The organism is Clostridium sediminicola (genome assembly GCF_050402865.1).
GTDB classification, from domain to species: Bacteria; Bacillota; Clostridia; order Clostridiales; family Clostridiaceae; genus Clostridium_AF; species Clostridium_AF sediminicola.
In genome coordinates this window covers 302,183-319,494 of the sequence record NZ_BAABMF010000001.1, presented here as the reverse complement: position 1 = coordinate 319,494, position 17,312 = coordinate 302,183, and the positions used below count along the sequence as shown (strand labels likewise).

Genomic DNA, 17,312 nt, shown 5'->3' with positions numbered 1-17,312 from the left:
GTGTTAGATTTTGATGTGGATATGCAACAATTTGCCCAAATAAAAGTAATAGGTTGTGGGGGCGGAGGTAATAATGCAGTAAATAGAATGATAAAAGAAGGTTTAAAAAACGTAGAGTTTATTGGTATAAATACTGATAAACAAGCTTTAACTATATCACATGCTTCTCAAAAAATCCAAATAGGTGACAAATTAACAAAAGGATTAGGTGCTGGTGGTAATCCAGAGATGGGAAAAAAATCTGCTGAAGAGAATAAGGATGAAATATCACAAGCTATCAAAGGTGCTGATATGGTATTTATCACCGCTGGTATGGGTGGAGGAACTGGTACTGGTGCTGCTCCAGTTGTTGCTGAAATTGCAAAATCAATGGGTATTTTAACGGTTGGTGTTGTAACGAAACCTTTTCCATTTGAGGGTAGAAAAAGAATGTTAAATGCTGAATCTGGAATCCAGCAACTTAAAGAAGTTGTTGATACCTTAGTAACTATACCTAATGAAAGATTGCTTACTATGGTAGATAAAAAAACACCTTTATTACAGGCGTTTAAATTAGCAGATGATGTTTTAAGGCAAGGTGTTCAAGGTATCTCAGATTTGATTACAATTCCTGGTTTGGTAAATTTGGACTTTGCTGATGTTAGAACAATAATGCTAAATAGAGGTTTAGCACATATGGGTGTTGGTGTTGGAACAGGGGATAATAGAGCTGCTGAAGCTGCAAAAGCTGCTATTTCAAGCCCTCTTTTAGAAACTTCAATAGTGGGTGCTACTGGTGTTCTATTGAACGTAACAGGTGGCAATGACATTGGATTATTTGAAATAAATGAGGCAGCTGCAATTGTTCAAGAAGCTGCAGACCCAGATGCAAATATTATTTTTGGTGCTGTCGTTAATGAAAACCTTAAGGATGAGCTAAGAATAACTGTTATAGCTACTGGTTTTGAAAATAAAGATAAGTTACCTAATGTGGAGAAGTTTGTTGAGAATAAAGAAATAATTTCTGAATCGAAAAACAAAATTTCTCAGAAAAATGAAGAATTTAATTCTAGTAAAAAAGAAGTTGCTGTAGATAAAGAGTATGATCAAAGTGACTTGGAAATACCTACATTTCTTAGAAAGTATAGGAAATAAAAGTGCTATCAATTAGCACTTTTTTTTTATTTTTAAATCTATTTCAGTGCTCTAGTCAATTACAAAGCCTTGAAGTTGAATTAGTATATCTCTGTATAAGTTGCCGTCTAGGTATTGAAGATAATGTTATAGAAAGTAAAAGTATGATGTATATTGTGATTTTTTAAAGCAAAAAAAATATTTTCCTTCTATAAGAAATGACAAAATTTTGTAATTGGTCGGTATATAATATCTTTAAAGGGGGAAGGAAGTTGGTTGTTTTCTTAGACATTTTGATATTTGAAAATTTCATTGTTAATTTATTTTTGTTAAATTTAACATCACAGGTAGTAAGAATAAAGTATAAAGTGTTTAATGCAGTACTAGCTTCTTTATTTGGTGTGTTAACGGCTGTGCTCGGCCTGATAAATAAATTTTCGTTTTTGTATAATTTACCTTTTAAAATTATTATAGCTATAATAATGATTCTAATTGTTTATAGAAAAAGAAACCTTTTATTTTATATAAAAACTACAATTGTGTATATTGCTTTATCTATGATGCTTGCAGGTTTTTGTTTGTTTGTTGAGTACAATGATAATATTGAATTTTGTGAATATCTAATAAATTATTCATATAAAAAACTGTTGCTTTCAGTAATGATAATTTATTTGGTTTTTAAAAGAATTTTAAGTTATTTGCATGATAGAAAAAGTATTAAAAACTTAATATACAATGTTGAAATAATTTATAAGAAGAATAAAAAAAGTATAAATGCATTTCTTGATACTGGAAATGAATTAAGAGAGCCTGCTACAAACTTACCTGTGATAATTGTGGAGAAAGCAGTTTTTGAAGATGTATTAGAAAGTATGAATCTTACATTTAATATTCCTTATCAAATGGTTGATGGAGGATTTGGTTGTTTGAAAGGTTTTCAACCTGAATATATAAATATTCATTATGATGAGAAGATAGAAAAGAAAAAGGCAATTATAGCTTTTTGTGATTCGAAATTAAGTGACTTAGATGATTATAATGCGTTGTTATCTAGGGCTCTAATATAGTGGTGAGGTGACGGTATGAATGTTATAAATATTGTTTTAAATAAGATATTAACAAAATTTAAGCTATTTAAAAGGAAAATTTATTTTATTGGTGGTAACGATGCATTGCCGCCACCTTTAACAAAAGATGAAGAAATTGATGTAGTAAAAAGATTAATGGATGGTGACGAGAGCGTTAGAACTATACTTATTGAAAGAAATTTAAGATTAGTAGTTTATATTGCGAAAAAGTTTGAAAATTCAGGAATAGTAGTTGAAGATTTAATTTCTGTAGGAACAATTGGGCTTATAAAAGCTGTTAATACATTTGATCCTAGCAAAAACATTAAATTAGCAACATATGCATCAAGATGTATAGAAAATGAAATTTTAATGTACTTAAGAAGAAATAATAAAATTAAAGCAGAAATTTCATTTTATGAACCTTTAAATACTGATTGGGATGGTAATGAATTATTACTTTCTGATATTCTAGGGACTGAAAACGATATGGTCTATAATCTTATTGAAGATGAAGTTGATAAACAATTGCTTTTAATAGCAATGAAAAAACTCAGTGATCGAGAAAAAGAAATAGTACGGTTAAGGTTTGGACTTAATGGTAAAGATGAAAAAACTCAAAAACAAGTAGCAGATATTTTGGGTATATCACAGTCATATATATCAAGGCTTGAAAAGAGAATAATTAAACGATTAAAAAAAGAGATTAGTAAAATGATTTAATCAAATGGTATAAAAATTAGCTTTCGGGAAATAATTTAAAATGTACTACTTAAAGGGAGCTGATTTTAGTATGATGATTAACAAAGTTGAAATTTGTGGAGTTAATACATCTAAGTTACCCGTTTTAAAAGAAAAAGAAATGAAAGATTTAATGATCAGGATGAGAAGCGGTGAAATAGGTGCTAGAGAAAAATTTATTAGAGGTAATTTAAGATTAGTTTTAAGTGTAATACAAAGATTCAATAATCGAGGAGAAAATATTGATGATTTATTTCAAGTTGGTTGTATAGGCTTAATTAAAGCTATAGACAATTTTGACTTGAGTCAGAACGTTAAATTTTCTACTTATGCAGTTCCAATGATCATTGGTGAGATAAGAAGGTATCTTAGAGATAATAATTCTATAAGAGTAAGTAGATCATTGAGAGACATTGCATACAGGGCTCTACAGGTAAGAGATAGGTTAATATCAAAAAATAATAAGGAGCCAACAGTTAGTCAAATTGCAAAGGAGTTGGAAATTCCAAGAGAAGATGTAGTATTTGCTTTAGATGCAATTCAAGACCCAGTATCATTATTTGAACCAATCTACCATGATGGTGGAGATGCTATCTATGTTATGGATCAAATAAGTGACGGAAAAAATCTTGATGAAAGTTGGGTAAAGAACATATCTGTAAAAGAAGCAATGAAAAAATTAAATAGTAGAGAAAAACTTATACTTAATATGAGATTTTTCAAAGGCAGAACTCAAATGGAAGTAGCCGATGAAATAGGAATATCTCAAGCTCAAGTTTCAAGATTAGAAAAAACTGCATTAAAACATATGCGTAAATATGTTTAGAGCCGAAAGGCTCTTTTTTTTATGTTATATTTTAAGATTTCGTAATCTATTTCAATACCGAAAAACATTACATCATACTGTTTTATTGAAATAAAATATAATCTTAATAAAACAAGGAGGTTCCACATAGTATATAAGGAGGAGGAGATGGTATGTATTCAATAAACAGTGTGAAAAATATGGAAGTTATTGATATTAACTCGGGTTGTCGGTTAGGCTGTATTAGTGATTTAAAAATTGATTGTGAAAGCTATAAGGTTTTATCTATAATTATACCAATTCAGAGGAATAAGTGGTTTAATAAAAATTCTGTTCTGGAAATTCCATGGGAAAAGATTTATAAAGTTGGCATAGATGTTATCTTAGTAGAGGGAAGTGAAATTGATTTTGAAAATTCAAACTAGAAAAAAAGGATAAATAAGTGTATAATTAAACCCTAGAAGATAAAAATAAAGGACGTGAAATTATGAGGTGTCCATTTTGCGGTCATAATGAAAGTAAAGTTGTTGATTCAAGATCAACAGATAATGCGATAAGAAGACGTAGAGAATGCACTATATGTAATAAAAGATATACTACATATGAAAAGGTTGATACAATTCCATTACTTGTTGTTAAAAAAGATTCTAGTAGAGAATACTTTGATAAAAACAAAATAATTAATGGATTATTAATTGCATGTCAAAAGAGGCCTGTTTCCAGAATAGAAATTGATACTATAGCCGATGATATTGAAAAAAAACTAAGCAATTCAATGATGAATGAAGTTAATAGCAAATATATTGGTGAAATGGTTATGGCAGCTTTAAAAGAGATTGATGAAATCTCCTATGTAAGATTCGCATCTGTGTATAGGCAATTTAAAGATATCAATACATTTATACAAGAAATTAAAATTTTAATGGCAGACAAATAAAGTCCTTTTATTAGGACTTTTTCTTGTAATATGCATTATTAATAAAAATGGAGGAGCCTTATGTTTGAAAAATTTGATTGTGAGTTTTTTGATTTTAAGCATGAAAATATAGAAGTATATTTTTCAACTGCTAAAAATAATATTTCCTATAATAGAAACACAAAAGAAGGTCAAGAAAACATAGATAATTTAAAAAGTTATTTTTGTGTTAAAAATGTTGGGTATTGTAAACAAATTCATAGTAATGATGTTATAATATTTGATAACAAGATTGTTGAAGGTGATGCACTAATTACTGATAAAAAAGATATTGCTATAGGGGTTTTCACAGCAGATTGTGTACCGATAATAATATTGGATAAAAGAAAGAAAGTAGTTGCGGCAGTACATAGCGGTTGGAAAGGCACATACAAAGATATAATTATTAAAACTGTACATAATATGATTGAAAAATATCAATGTAATATAAGTGATCTTTTATTTTACATAGGACCTCATAACATGGATTGTTGCTATGAGGTTAGTGAAGAATTAATAGAAAAGTTCAAAGATAAACAATGCTTTTTTGATAAAAGTATAAATAATGGTAGATTCTTGAGTCTTCAAAAATGTATTATACTTCAATTAGAATCAATTGGGGTTCATAAGAAAAATATTTTTTCTATCAATAAGTGCACTTTCTGTAATGAAGAGTATTCCCTTCATTCATATAGAAAGCAGAGTGATAATTATGGTAGAATGTTTTCATTTGTAATAATCAGATGATTTTTTGGAAGGAGCTTAGAAATATGGCTAAAATTTTAATTGTTGATGATGAACTAAATATTCAAGAACTAATAAAATTCAATTTAATAAACCAAGGATATGAAGTTATAGTAGCAGGGGATGGTATTGAAGCTTTAAAACTAGTAAAAGCTGAAAAACCAGATTTAATATTATTAGATTTAATGTTACCAGGTATAGATGGTTATGACGTTTGCAGTCAAATCAGAAAAAACAATAGTATCTCTTCTATTCCTATAATTATGCTTACTGCAAAAGGTGAAGAATTTGATAAAATTCATGGATTAGAGTTAGGAGCAGATGACTACATTACGAAACCGTTCTCTGTTAAAGAGTTATTAGCAAGAGTTAAAGCAGTTCTTAGAAGAACAAAAACTCAAGAATTTGATGATATATATGTCTTGGGGAATTTATACATTAATTTTGAAAAACATGAAATTATGAAAAATAACAAGAAAATAGAGCTTACTCATAAAGAATTTGAACTATTAAGTGAATTTATTAAAAATAAAGGAAGAGTTTTGACTAGAGACTATTTATTAGAAAAAATTTGGGGATATGAATATATTGGAGAAACTAGAACAGTAGATGTTCATATAAGACATTTGAGAAAGAAAATAGAAGAAGATGATAAGAAGCCTAAATTTATTGAAACAATAAGAGGAATAGGATATAGATTTAACTTAGGAGAGTAAGAATGAAAAGAAAACTAATGATTTCGATAATTAGTACTATGGTTATAAGTTTAATTACTGTCACACTATTATTTGTTGCTTTAATAAATTTTAAAAATGAAGAGAATATAAAAAAAGAACTTAGAATGAATAATCAGATTATTATAAATAACTTGAAGCTGGGTTTGCATGATTTTAATAATGACTATAGTCAGTTATATAAACAGACAAATATTAGAGTAACCATTATTGATAAGTTTGGGTTTGTAATCGTTGATTCTGAAGTAAATTCTAAATATATGGAAAACCATAATAATAGGCAAGAAATTATTGATGCTAGAAAAATAGGCTATGGTTCTTCCATAAGATATAGTGAAACATTAAAAAAAAGAATGGTATACTTTACATCTCAATATGATGAGGGTATTATTATTAGAAGTTCAATGGCGGTGGATGTTATTACTGGCTTGGAAGGTCAGTATTTAAAATATTATTTATTAATATTAGTTTTTGTCTTTGTCTTGTCTTTAATTATTTCATCGAAGTTATCTTATGTTATAGTAAAGCCCATAAAAGACTTAGAAACAACTACATCTAAAATAGCTGCTGGTTATTTTGACAATAGAGCAAGTAAGTTTTCTAATGATGAAATAGGTCACTTGGCTATAACTTTCAATAAAATGGCAGATAGATTACAATTGACTATTAGAGATTCTATAGATAAAAGAGATAAATTAGAAGCAATATTGAAGAGTATGGATGGCGGAGTTATTGCAGTAGATAATGAAAAAAAAATTATTATGTTAAACCCATATGCTAGAAAGATATTCGGAATAGATGATATTGTTATTGGACTTAACATTGAGGATATAATCGAAGAGAGCATTTTGTCTCAGATATTTGATCCTGATAGTAATGTTAAAGAAATAAAGATTGATAATTTAATTGAGAAAAATTTGAAAGTAAAAACAGCAGATATTATTAGTGAAAATTTAAAAATAGGTACAGTTGCAGTTATTTACGATATTACTGATATAAGGCGATTAGAAAATATGAGATCTCAATTCGTTGCAAATGTATCTCATGAATTAAAAACTCCTTTAACGTCAATAAAAGGATTTTCTGAAACATTAAAGTATGTAGATGATAAAGAGACAAAAGATAAGTTTCTAAATATAATAAATGATGAAACTGATAGATTAACAAGGCTTATAAATGATATCTTAACTTTATCTGATATTGAGCAATATGGTACTATGAAAAATAGTATAGACTTTGAAGTAAACAAAGTAATTGATGAAGTTTATACTCTAACAAAGCCTATGGCAAAAAATAAAAAAATCCTATTAGTAAAAACTATTGAGGGTTCTCCGCTATTGTATGGCAATCCGGATAGTTTCAAACAAATGGTTATTAACTTAGTAGATAATGCAATAAAATACTCAGAAAATGGTGGTACTGTTTATATTCACTCCAGAATAGAGGGATTTACATATGTTATTTCAATAAAAGATACAGGAATTGGAATTCCTAATGAGCATATACCAAGATTGTTTGAGAGATTTTATCGAGTTGATAAGGCTAGATCAAGGGATAGAGGCGGAACAGGATTAGGACTGGCGATTGTAAAACATATAGTAATAAGTTTTGGTGGTAAAATATTAGTTAATTCAAATATTGGTATTGGGTCTGAATTTATAATTGAGATTCCAATTGATATAAAATAGAAGATTATTTAAAGAATATTCTATTCTTAACAAGGTTAAACCACAAAAGTAAGTTGAATTAAAGTCAACACAATATCTACCGCAGATTGATATGTTCTGACGCTATATATTGTGGTCGAAGTTCAACTAAATTACTTTTTGTGGAATAATCATAACATGAAAATAAAAAAAGAACTGTACGGTAGAGATAGCTGTCGTTTAGTTCTTTTTTAGTTAATTCTTTACTTGCGAAAAATGACTATTAATGTTAATATATCTTAATGTATGACTAATTTTTATGGTTGAGAATGTTGTTTCTTGGAGGTAATAATGATTTCAGAAATTAGAAGAGTAGTTTCAAATAGTATAGCAGAAGAAATTGGCGTTGAATCAGGTGATGCATTGTTAAAAATTAACAATACAGAGATTGATGATATTATTGATTATAAGTATCTTAGTTGCGATGAGTATTTGATTCTAGAAGTTTTTAAGAAAAAAGAAAATGAAATATGGGAAATTGAGGTTGAAAAAAATTATGATGAAGATTTAGGAATCGAATTTGAGCAACCTATTTTAGATAATCCTAGAAGCTGCCATAATAAATGTATTTTTTGCTTTATTGACCAATTACCTAAAGGAATGAGAGAAACTCTTTATTTTAAAGATGACGACTCACGGCTATCTTTTCTTCAAGGAAATTTTGTTACTATGACTAACATGAGCGAAAAGGATATTGATAGGATTATAAAATATAAAATAAGCCCTATAAATGTTTCAGTACATACTACAAACCCAAGTTTAAGATGTAAGATGATGAATAATAAGTTTGCAGGCAATATCTATGAAAGGTTAAAAAAGTTATCTGAAAATGGGATCAAACTTAACTGCCAGATTGTCCTATGCCCAGGATATAATGATGGAGAGGAATTTTTTAAAACGATTGAAGATTTGTATAAACTACATTCTAGTATAGAAAATGTAGCAGCTGTGCCAATAGGTATTACAAAATTTAGGGGAATGGAAAAGTTGCCCAATATAGAAACATTTAATAAAGAATCTTCTAAAGAATTATTAGATAAGGTGCGTATTTATCAAAAGAAATATTTTGAAGATAGTGGTAATGTTTTTGTACGGTTGTCTGATGAATTTTATATATTAGCAGAAGAGGATATTCCAGATGAGGAATTTTACAATGGATATCATCAATTAGAAGATGGAATAGGAACTGTAAGGAAACTTCGCAACAATATAGCTAATAATATAAATGACTTGAGAGGCGACATAAAAGCAAATGTTCTGTTTGTGACTGGTACCTTAGCTTTCAATGAAATTCATAGTATTGCAAAAAAAATAAACTCTAAAAATCCCCATTTAAATATTAAAGTAATAAAAATAATCAATAATTATTTTGGAGACACTATTACTGTATCAGGTTTGCTTACGGGTGTAGATATAATAGAACAGATTGGCCAAAAATACAAAGAATTTGATTATATAATTTTACCTGATAATGTTTTAAGAAAAGGATATGAATTAAGCAACAACGAAGAAATGGTTCTACTTGATGATATTACAATTAATGACATTGAGAAGCAGTTAAAGAAAAAAGTATTGATATGTGAGTATACTGGTGAAAATTTAATAGATATTTTAAATAGAATTGATGAGGAGGAAATATAATGGCAAAGCCTATAGTTGCAATAGTTGGGAGACCTAATGTAGGAAAATCAACTTTGTTTAATAAGTTAGCAGGAAAAAGAATTGCTATAGTTGATGATCAGCCTGGAGTAACAAGAGATAGAATCTATGCTGAGGCTGAATGGTTAAATTATAAATTTACAATGATTGATACAGGTGGTATAGAACCTCATAATCAAGACATAATATTAACACAAATGAGAAGGCAAGCACAAATTGCTATTGAAATGGCAGATGTAATAGTTTTTATGGTTGATGGAAAACAAGGGTTAACGGATACAGATAATGAAGTTGCTCAAATGTTAAGAAAATCTAAAAAGCCTATTGTACTTGTAGTAAATAAAATTGATAGAAATCAGCTTGAAGAGAATATTTATGAATTTTATAATTTAGGTATTGGGGAACCTATACCTGTATCATCTACGCAGGCTTTAGGATTAGGTGATATGTTAGATGAGGTGGTAAAACCTTTTGAAAGTTTGAATTATGACGATGAAGAGGATGAGTATATAAAAATCGCAATGATTGGGAGACCTAATGTTGGTAAATCATCTTTAATTAATAAAATTCTAGGTGAAGAAAAACATATAGTTAGTGACATCCCAGGAACAACTCGTGATGCTGTTGATAGTTCTATTGAAAATGATATTGGCAAGTTTACTTTGATTGATACTGCTGGACTTAGAAGAAAAAGCAAGGTTAAAGAACAAGTAGAGAGATATAGCGCAATAAGGACTTTGGCGGCTATTGAAAGAGCTGATGTTTGTATTTTAATGGTAGATGCAGAACAAGGGGTTGCTGAACAAGATGAAAGAATCATTGGTTATGCTCATGAAATAAATAAAGCTATATTAGTTATAGTAAACAAATGGGACTTAATTGAAAAAGACGATAAAACGATGTTAAAATATAAAAAAGAAATTTCAACTAAATTAAATTTCTTAACATATGCTCCAATGGTATTTATATCAGCGCTTACAGGACAAAGGGTTAATAAAGTTTTATCAATGGCTAAAGAGTGTTATGAAAATTATTCAAAGCGTATTAAAACTGGTATATTAAATGACGTCATAAGTCAAGCGTTAATGATGCAAGAACCTCCTATTAGAGGAGTAAGAAGATTAAAAATATATTATGCTACACAAGTATCAACGAAGCCACCAACATTTATATTTTTTGTTAATGATCCAGTTTTATTACATTATTCATATGAAAGATATCTTGAAAATAGGCTAAGAGAAAGTTTTGATTTTGAAGGAACCGGCATCAAGTTACTCTTTAGAGAAAGGAAAGAATAGAATGGAAAAAATCACTTTTATTGGGGCGGGTAGTTTTGGAACAGCTTTAGCAGTGACATTATCAAAAAAGGGATATGATATAAAAATGTGGGACAGAAGCCCACATACTATAGATGATATTAATATTAAAAAAGAAAATATTAAATATTTGCCTAATGTTATTTTACCTTCAAATATTTATGCTACATGTGATATCCACGAAGCTATTGAAGATAGTAAAATTATAGTATTGGCTATTCCTTCTCATGCGATAAGAGAAGTTTGCTGTAAATTGAAACCTTTTACTCATGATTACCAGATAATAGTGAATATAGCAAAAGGTATAGAAGAAGGTACTCATAAAAGATTATCTGAAATTGTAGAAGACGAATTGCCTGCAAATCCAGTTGTAGTTTTATCGGGTCCTAGCCATGCTGAAGAGGTAGCCCAGGACTTGCCGACTACGCTTGTTGCTGCATCTAAGAATAATGCATATGCTATGTATATTCAAGAAATTTTTACTACAAGTAAATTAAGAGTATATACAAATGATGATATAATCGGTGTTGAGATTGGTGCAGCAGTAAAAAATATTATTGCTTTAGCTGCTGGTGTCTCTGACGGAATAGGTTTTGGAGATAATACTAAAGCTGCCTTAATGACACGGGGTATAAGTGAAATTAAAAGAATTGGCGAAAAACTAGGCGGTAAAAAAGAAACTTTTTCAGGTTTAACAGGAATTGGGGATTTGATTGTTACATGTACTAGTATGCATAGTAGGAATAGAAGAGCCGGTATACTTATTGGAAAAGGAGCTTCTTATGAAAAGGCGATAGAAGAGGTTGGTATGGTTGTAGAAGGAATAAAAGCATGCAGAGCCTTTTATAAGTTAAAAGAAGAGTTAGAGGTATCTATGCCTATTACAGATGCATTATACAATGTTCTGTTTAATGAAAAAGAACCTAAATATGCAGTTTATGAGCTAATGACTAGAGAAAAGAAACATGAAATAAATGAATAAAAAAAGCTTTTCGCAATGCGGAAAGCTTTTTTATTTTTTATTTAATTAAGAGCTTTCGTTTACGAAAGGTATCCATAACTTATCACTTATCACTTGTAACTTGTCACTATAAATTGCGAAGCTCTTTTCTTCGCAATTTATAAATATTACCCTTTTATCATTCTAATGAATATCTATTTAACAAATTAAAAATATCTTTTAGGTATATTTTTCTTATTTAGTAGTATATATATATTGTTAATAATAAGTACTGGGAGGGTACAATATTGGAAAACTATGATATATATGAAGATATTGCGGAAAGAACTCAAGGGGATATATATGTTGGGGTGGTAGGTCCGGTTAGAACTGGTAAATCAACCTTTATCAAAAGGTTTATGGAATTGATGGTTATTCCAAATATTGATAATACTTATAAGCAAGAAAGGGCAAAGGATGAGTTACCACAAAGCGCTTCTGGAAAATCCATTCATACAACAGAACCAAAATTTGTACCTAATGAAGCAGTTGAAATAGATATAAGCGATAAAACTAAATTTAAGGTAAGGATGGTTGATTGCGTAGGTTATATTGTAAAAGGGGCTTTAGGTTATACTGAAGGAGATCAAGCTAAAATGGTTACTACTCCTTGGTATGACTATGAAATTCCTTTTGAAGAGGCTGCTGAAATAGGGACAAAAAAAGTAATTAATGAGCATTCTACTATAGGCTTATTAGTTACAACAGATGGGTCAATAACTGATATTACAAGACAGGAATATATCGAGGCTGAAGAAAGAGTTGTAAATGAACTAAAGTCAATTGATAAACCATTTATTATGGTATTAAATTCATCAAATCCAGAGAGTGAATCAACTTTAGAATTAAAGAATAATATGGAAGAGAAATATAATGTGCCAGTACAAATCATCAATGTAGCTAATATGCGTCAAAATGATATCACAAATGTATTCCAAAGAATTTTGAAAGAATTTCCTGTAAGGGAAATAAACATAAACATGCCTGAATGGATTGAAAAACTTGATGTAAAGCATTGGTTAAAAGCTGATTTCATGGATTTAATAAAAGACATGTGCAAAAATGTTTATAAAGTTAGGGATGTTACGGATTTTGTAAATAAATTTTCTGCCATTGATTTTTTAGATAATTCTTCTTTGGATGAGATAAATATGGGTGAAGGTACTGCATGCTTAAATTTGAATCCAAAAAAAGATTTGTTCTATAAAATTTTAAGTGAGGTTTGTGATGAAGAAATAAAAAGTGAGAGTGAACTTCTCAATATCATTAGAACCTTAAATAGTGCTAAAATTGAATATGATAAGGTATCATCAGCTTTGGTAGATGTAAAAGAAAGAGGATATGGTCTAGTAGCACCACAGTTAAAAGAAATGAGATTAGAGGAACCAGAAATAGTTAAACAAGGTACAAGATATGGTGTAAAATTGAAAGCAAGTGCACCTAGTCTACACTTTATTAGAGCTAATATTGAAACTGAAATTTCACCTATTATGGGTACGGAGACAGAAAGTGAAGAATTGGTTAGATCATTATTAGATCAATTTGAAAATAATCCATCAAAAATTTGGGAAAGTAATATGTTTGGCAAATCATTAGAGGTATTGGTAAAAGATGGTTTGCAAAATAAATTATATAAAATGCCAGATGACGTTCAATCAAAAATCCAGAAAACATTAGAAAAAATAATCAATGAAGGCAATGGTGGATTAATTTGTATTATACTATAATAATAAATATTAAAATTCTTATCCGTCATTCATAGATAGAATGACGGATTTTTGTAACAATGACTCCTTATATGATATATATTAATAAGGGGCGACGTTATGGACAGGTTTAAAAACTACGGGTTGTGGGTATCAATTGCTGCTTTTATACCATTAATTCTAGAAGCATTTGGTTTTAAAATAATGCCAGGAAACTATAACGAGATTATTAACTCTCTATTAGGGATTTTAGTATTAGCAGGTATTATTAATAATCCACAAAATGGTAAAGGTTACTTGAATGAAAAGAACACTGAAAAAGAAAATTTTACTGAAAAAGATGGCTAGATAATATAAGAACTTGATGGAGATTAGAAATCTCCATCTTTTGTTTGTATGTGAAGTGAATTTGTTAATTCTAAACACAAAAATAATATATAAGCAAAATATATTTTAAATTATTCTTATAATTTATATATTTCGCAAAAAATATTGAATATATATTCTATATTTATAATTTATCTAAATTTAATTATTCTTGCTTTCATTGACAGTTTTTTTGTATAATCATATAATTCAACTAAGAAACTGGAAAATTGAAATATGATGAGAATGTTATACATATACTATTTATTATTAGATCATGTTTTAAGTGAGTATTGATTAAATTGTACGGATACAATACTTATAAATTGCGAAGAAAAGCGCTTCGCAATTTATAGTGACAAGTTACAAGTTATAAGTGACAAGTTATGGATACCTTTCGTAAACGAAAGCTCTTAATTAAATAAAAAATAAAAAAAATCCTTTTGCGTAGCAAGATCACATTATTCAATCATCGAAGATGATAAAGGCTTAGTTAAAGATTTTCTGCAAGAAAATCATCATAAACTTGTCACTGATTTATTTTGTCTTTTATTTAAATTACGTAAAAAAGTAATCACTACTAAAGTTATTTAAATACATAAATTATTATCAAAGTAAATTTATACTTAATTATAAAGAGAGGGGAATTAATTTGAAAAAAATAGGTGTTGTATTTAATGGAGGCACAATATCTATGAAAATAGATCCGAGACTTCAAGCGGCTGTTCCTTCTTTAACAGGGGAAGAGATAATGAATATGGTTATAGGAATTGAAAAATATGCAAAGATAAAAAATTATAATTTTTCCAATCTTCCTGGACCACATGTTACTCCTAAAAAAATGCTTGAGCTTTCCTGTTTTGTAAAAAAAATAATACAAAAAGATGATATAGATGGTATTGTTATAACTCATGGTACTGATACTTTAGAGGAGACTGCATATTTTCTAGACCTAAATGTAAAGACTACCAAACCAATTATAGTTACTGGTGCTATGAGAAATAGTTCTGAATTAGGGTATGATGGTCCGGCAAATTTAGCAGCATCAATTTGTACAGCTATATCTGATGAGGCAAGGGGAAAAGGAGTTATTGTCTGTATGAATGATGAGTTGAATGCGGCACAAGAAGTTACGAAAGTCCATTCAATGCATTTAAATACTTTTCAAAGTCCAGAATTTGGCCCTATTGGAATTGTTGATAATAATAAAGTCATTTTTTATCGAACTATTCTTCAGAATGAACATATTTTAACTGAGAATATTGAAAAAAATGTAGAACTAATAAAATGTGTAGCAGGAATGGATTCAAGTATAATTGATTTTATGGTAGAAAAAGGAACTAAGGGGATTGTCATAGAGGGATTAGGGAGAGGTAACGTTCCTCCTGATATGATTCCAGGTATAAAAAGGGCTATAGAAAAAGGGGTTGTATTGATTCTGGTTACTAGATGTTTTATGGGCAGGGTTCTTGATAGTTATGGCTATAGTGGTGGCGGAAGCGATTTGAGAAATATTGGAGTGATTTTTGGTAATAACTTACCTGGACAAAAGGCAAGGATTAAATTAATGCTAGCATTAGGCATAACAAATGCATATAAAGAGATTAAAAAAATATTTGAAAAGGGTATGTATAGTATATAATTTAATAAAATTTGACATAGAATTATAATTTTGATACTATAGCATAGTTGAAAATCACTAACTCGTATAATTCTGATAATATGGTTCAGAAGTATCTACCAGATACCAAAAATATCTGACTACGAGTAAGTTGTAGATGTTTCCTATACCACTATGACTTACTTTGTAGGTAAGTTTTAGTGGTAAAATTATTTAGGGGGAAACATATGGACAGATTTTTTAAATTACACGAAAATGGAACAAACGTAAGAAAGGAAGTAATTGCAGGAATTACAACTTTTTTGGCTATGGCATACATAATTGCTGTAAATCCTAATTTTTTAGAAGTAACTGGGATGCCTAAAGGAGCTGTCCTTACAGCAACTTGTTTAACAGCAGGCTTCACTACGATACTTATGGGGATATATGCAAATTTACCCTTTGCACTAGCTTCAGGAATGGGACTAAATGCTTTTTTTGCATATACGGTAGTGTTAGATAAACAAATACCGTGGGAGGTAGCGCTTGCAGCAGTTCTAGTAGAAGGTGTTATTTTTATAATTTTATCCTTAACTAAAGTAAGAGAAGCAGTGGTGAATGCTATACCACATACTTTGAAATTAGCAGTGACAGCAGGTATTGGTTTATTTATTGCTTTTATAGGATTTGTAAATGCAGGAATTGTTATTAAAAATGATGCGACATTGGTTGGAATAGGAGATTTTACTTCTCCAAAAACAATCGTTACTGTAATTGGTATTATTGTTATTGTAGTTTTATCTAAAAGAAAAGTAAAAGGTTCAATATTATGGGGAATACTAGCAAGTACAGCTATTGCATGGGTGTATGCTTTAATAAATCCAATTACCGCATCTGAAAGTTATCAAATTTTTCTTCCAAATGGAATTTTTAAATACGAATCAATAAAACCTATAGTTTTTAAAGCATTATCTATTGATAAAGGATATATATTTGATCCACAAAAATTGTGGATGTTCGCAACAGTAATATTTACTTTTTTATTTGTTGATTTTTTTGATACTGTTGGAACTCTTGTTGGTGTTGCATCAAAGGTAGGTATGGTAGACGAAAACGGAAAAGTTAAAAATGCAGGAAAAGCTTTGTTAGTAGATTCTGTTGGGACAACTTTTGGAGCTTTAATGGGTACATCTACAGTAACTACATACGTAGAAAGTTCTGCTGGTGTAGCAGAAGGTGGAAGAACTGGATTAACATCCGTAGTTACTGGGATACTGTTTTTACTAGCAATGTTTTTTGCTCCAATATTTATGGCTATTCCTGGTTGTGCTACAGCACCTGCATTAATTGTAGTGGGATTTTATATGATGGAGAACATTGTTAAAGTTAATTTTATGGATATAACAGAGGGTGTCCCTGCTTTTATTACAATAGCGCTTATGCCACTAACTTATAGTATAGGAGACGGACTAACATTAGGAATTTTATCTTATGTTATAATAAATACGGTTAATAATATTGTGACAAAAGAAACGGATAATAAAAAAAGAATTTCTCCAATAATGTACGTTTTAGCATTTTTATTTATTGTTAAATTGATTGTTACGGGAGGTCATTAAAAAAAAGTAGGATTTCCTACTTTTTTCTTCTTTGAAATAGATTACGAACTAGTTATTCTTATCTGCGAAGCAGATAAAGGCTTAGTTAAAGATTTTCTGGAAGAAAATCAACCTTTACTGTAGACTGTCAACCGTCAACTATAAATTGCTAAACTCTTTTCTTCCCAATTTATAAATAATG

Annotated in this window: 16 protein-coding genes and 1 riboswitch; all 16 genes read left to right on the top strand. The window is 29.3% G+C overall.

All coding sequences use genetic code 11. The annotated features are described in order from the left end of the window. Entirely contained in the window at positions 1–1,134 is a 1,134-nt protein-coding gene (gene ftsZ, locus ACQ3F0_RS01455; RefSeq protein ID WP_428863249.1) for a cell division protein FtsZ, read from the top strand. Between the two features lie 251 nt (positions 1,135–1,385). Then, positions 1,386–2,180 carry a sigma-E processing peptidase SpoIIGA gene (spoIIGA, locus tag ACQ3F0_RS01450; protein WP_428863248.1) on the top strand — a complete coding sequence of 265 codons (795 nt, stop codon included), beginning with the start codon at positions 1,386–1,388 and terminating at the stop codon, positions 2,178–2,180. A 15-nt stretch (positions 2,181–2,195) separates the two neighbouring features. Then, on the top strand, positions 2,196–2,903 hold the full coding sequence (sigE, locus tag ACQ3F0_RS01445; protein ID WP_428863247.1) for an RNA polymerase sporulation sigma factor SigE: 708 nt from the start codon (positions 2,196–2,198) through the stop codon (positions 2,901–2,903). 70 nt (positions 2,904–2,973) lie between these two features. Further along, positions 2,974–3,747, top strand: a complete 774-nt coding sequence (gene sigG, locus ACQ3F0_RS01440; RefSeq protein WP_428863246.1) for an RNA polymerase sporulation sigma factor SigG — start codon at positions 2,974–2,976, stop codon at positions 3,745–3,747. 152 nt (positions 3,748–3,899) lie between these two features. Next, positions 3,900–4,151 (top strand): YlmC/YmxH family sporulation protein, encoded by a 252-nt coding sequence (locus ACQ3F0_RS01435; RefSeq protein WP_428863245.1) that lies wholly within the window; start codon positions 3,900–3,902, stop codon positions 4,149–4,151. Between the two features lie 62 nt (positions 4,152–4,213). Beyond that, entirely contained in the window at positions 4,214–4,663 is a 450-nt protein-coding gene (gene nrdR / locus ACQ3F0_RS01430; protein ID WP_428863244.1) for a transcriptional regulator NrdR, read from the top strand. A gap of 60 nt (positions 4,664–4,723) precedes the next feature. Next, positions 4,724–5,428, top strand: coding sequence for a peptidoglycan editing factor PgeF (pgeF, locus tag ACQ3F0_RS01425; RefSeq protein WP_428863243.1), 705 nt, complete (start codon positions 4,724–4,726; stop codon positions 5,426–5,428). A gap of 23 nt (positions 5,429–5,451) precedes the next feature. Then, positions 5,452–6,141: a response regulator transcription factor gene (locus ACQ3F0_RS01420; RefSeq protein ID WP_428863242.1), complete on the top strand. Its 690-nt coding sequence runs from the start codon at positions 5,452–5,454 to the stop codon at positions 6,139–6,141. A 2-nt stretch (positions 6,142–6,143) separates the two neighbouring features. Then, positions 6,144–7,847: a HAMP domain-containing sensor histidine kinase gene (locus tag ACQ3F0_RS01415; protein WP_428863241.1), complete on the top strand. Its 1,704-nt coding sequence runs from the start codon at positions 6,144–6,146 to the stop codon at positions 7,845–7,847. Positions 7,848–8,156: 309 nt separating this feature from the next. Continuing rightward, on the top strand, positions 8,157–9,506 hold the full coding sequence (locus ACQ3F0_RS01410; protein WP_428863240.1) for a DUF512 domain-containing protein: 1,350 nt from the start codon (positions 8,157–8,159) through the stop codon (positions 9,504–9,506). Then, positions 9,506–10,822 (top strand): ribosome biogenesis GTPase Der, encoded by a 1,317-nt coding sequence (der, locus tag ACQ3F0_RS01405; RefSeq protein ID WP_428863239.1) that lies wholly within the window; start codon positions 9,506–9,508, stop codon positions 10,820–10,822. The genes ACQ3F0_RS01410 and der overlap by 1 nt, the downstream gene beginning before the upstream one ends. A 1-nt stretch (position 10,823) precedes the next feature. Then, positions 10,824–11,822 (top strand): NAD(P)H-dependent glycerol-3-phosphate dehydrogenase, encoded by a 999-nt coding sequence (locus ACQ3F0_RS01400; protein WP_428863238.1) that lies wholly within the window; start codon positions 10,824–10,826, stop codon positions 11,820–11,822. Positions 11,823–12,088: 266 nt separating this feature from the next. Then, complete coding sequence (gene spoIVA, locus ACQ3F0_RS01395) at positions 12,089–13,567, top strand: stage IV sporulation protein A (protein ID WP_428863237.1); 1,479 nt, start codon at positions 12,089–12,091, stop codon at positions 13,565–13,567. Between the two features lie 99 nt (positions 13,568–13,666). Beyond that, the gene (locus tag ACQ3F0_RS01390) at positions 13,667–13,894 is read left to right on the top strand and encodes a holin (RefSeq protein WP_428863236.1); all 228 of its coding nucleotides are present in this window, start codon (positions 13,667–13,669) and stop codon (positions 13,892–13,894) included. A gap of 670 nt (positions 13,895–14,564) precedes the next feature. Beyond that, positions 14,565–15,554, top strand: a complete 990-nt coding sequence (locus ACQ3F0_RS01385) for an asparaginase (RefSeq protein ID WP_428863235.1) — start codon at positions 14,565–14,567, stop codon at positions 15,552–15,554. A 42-nt stretch (positions 15,555–15,596) separates the two neighbouring features. After that, positions 15,597–15,696, top strand: a riboswitch (purine riboswitch). A gap of 64 nt (positions 15,697–15,760) precedes the next feature. Further along, on the top strand, positions 15,761–17,131 hold the full coding sequence (locus ACQ3F0_RS01380) for an NCS2 family permease (protein ID WP_428863234.1): 1,371 nt from the start codon (positions 15,761–15,763) through the stop codon (positions 17,129–17,131). Positions 17,132–17,312 lie beyond the last annotated feature (181 nt).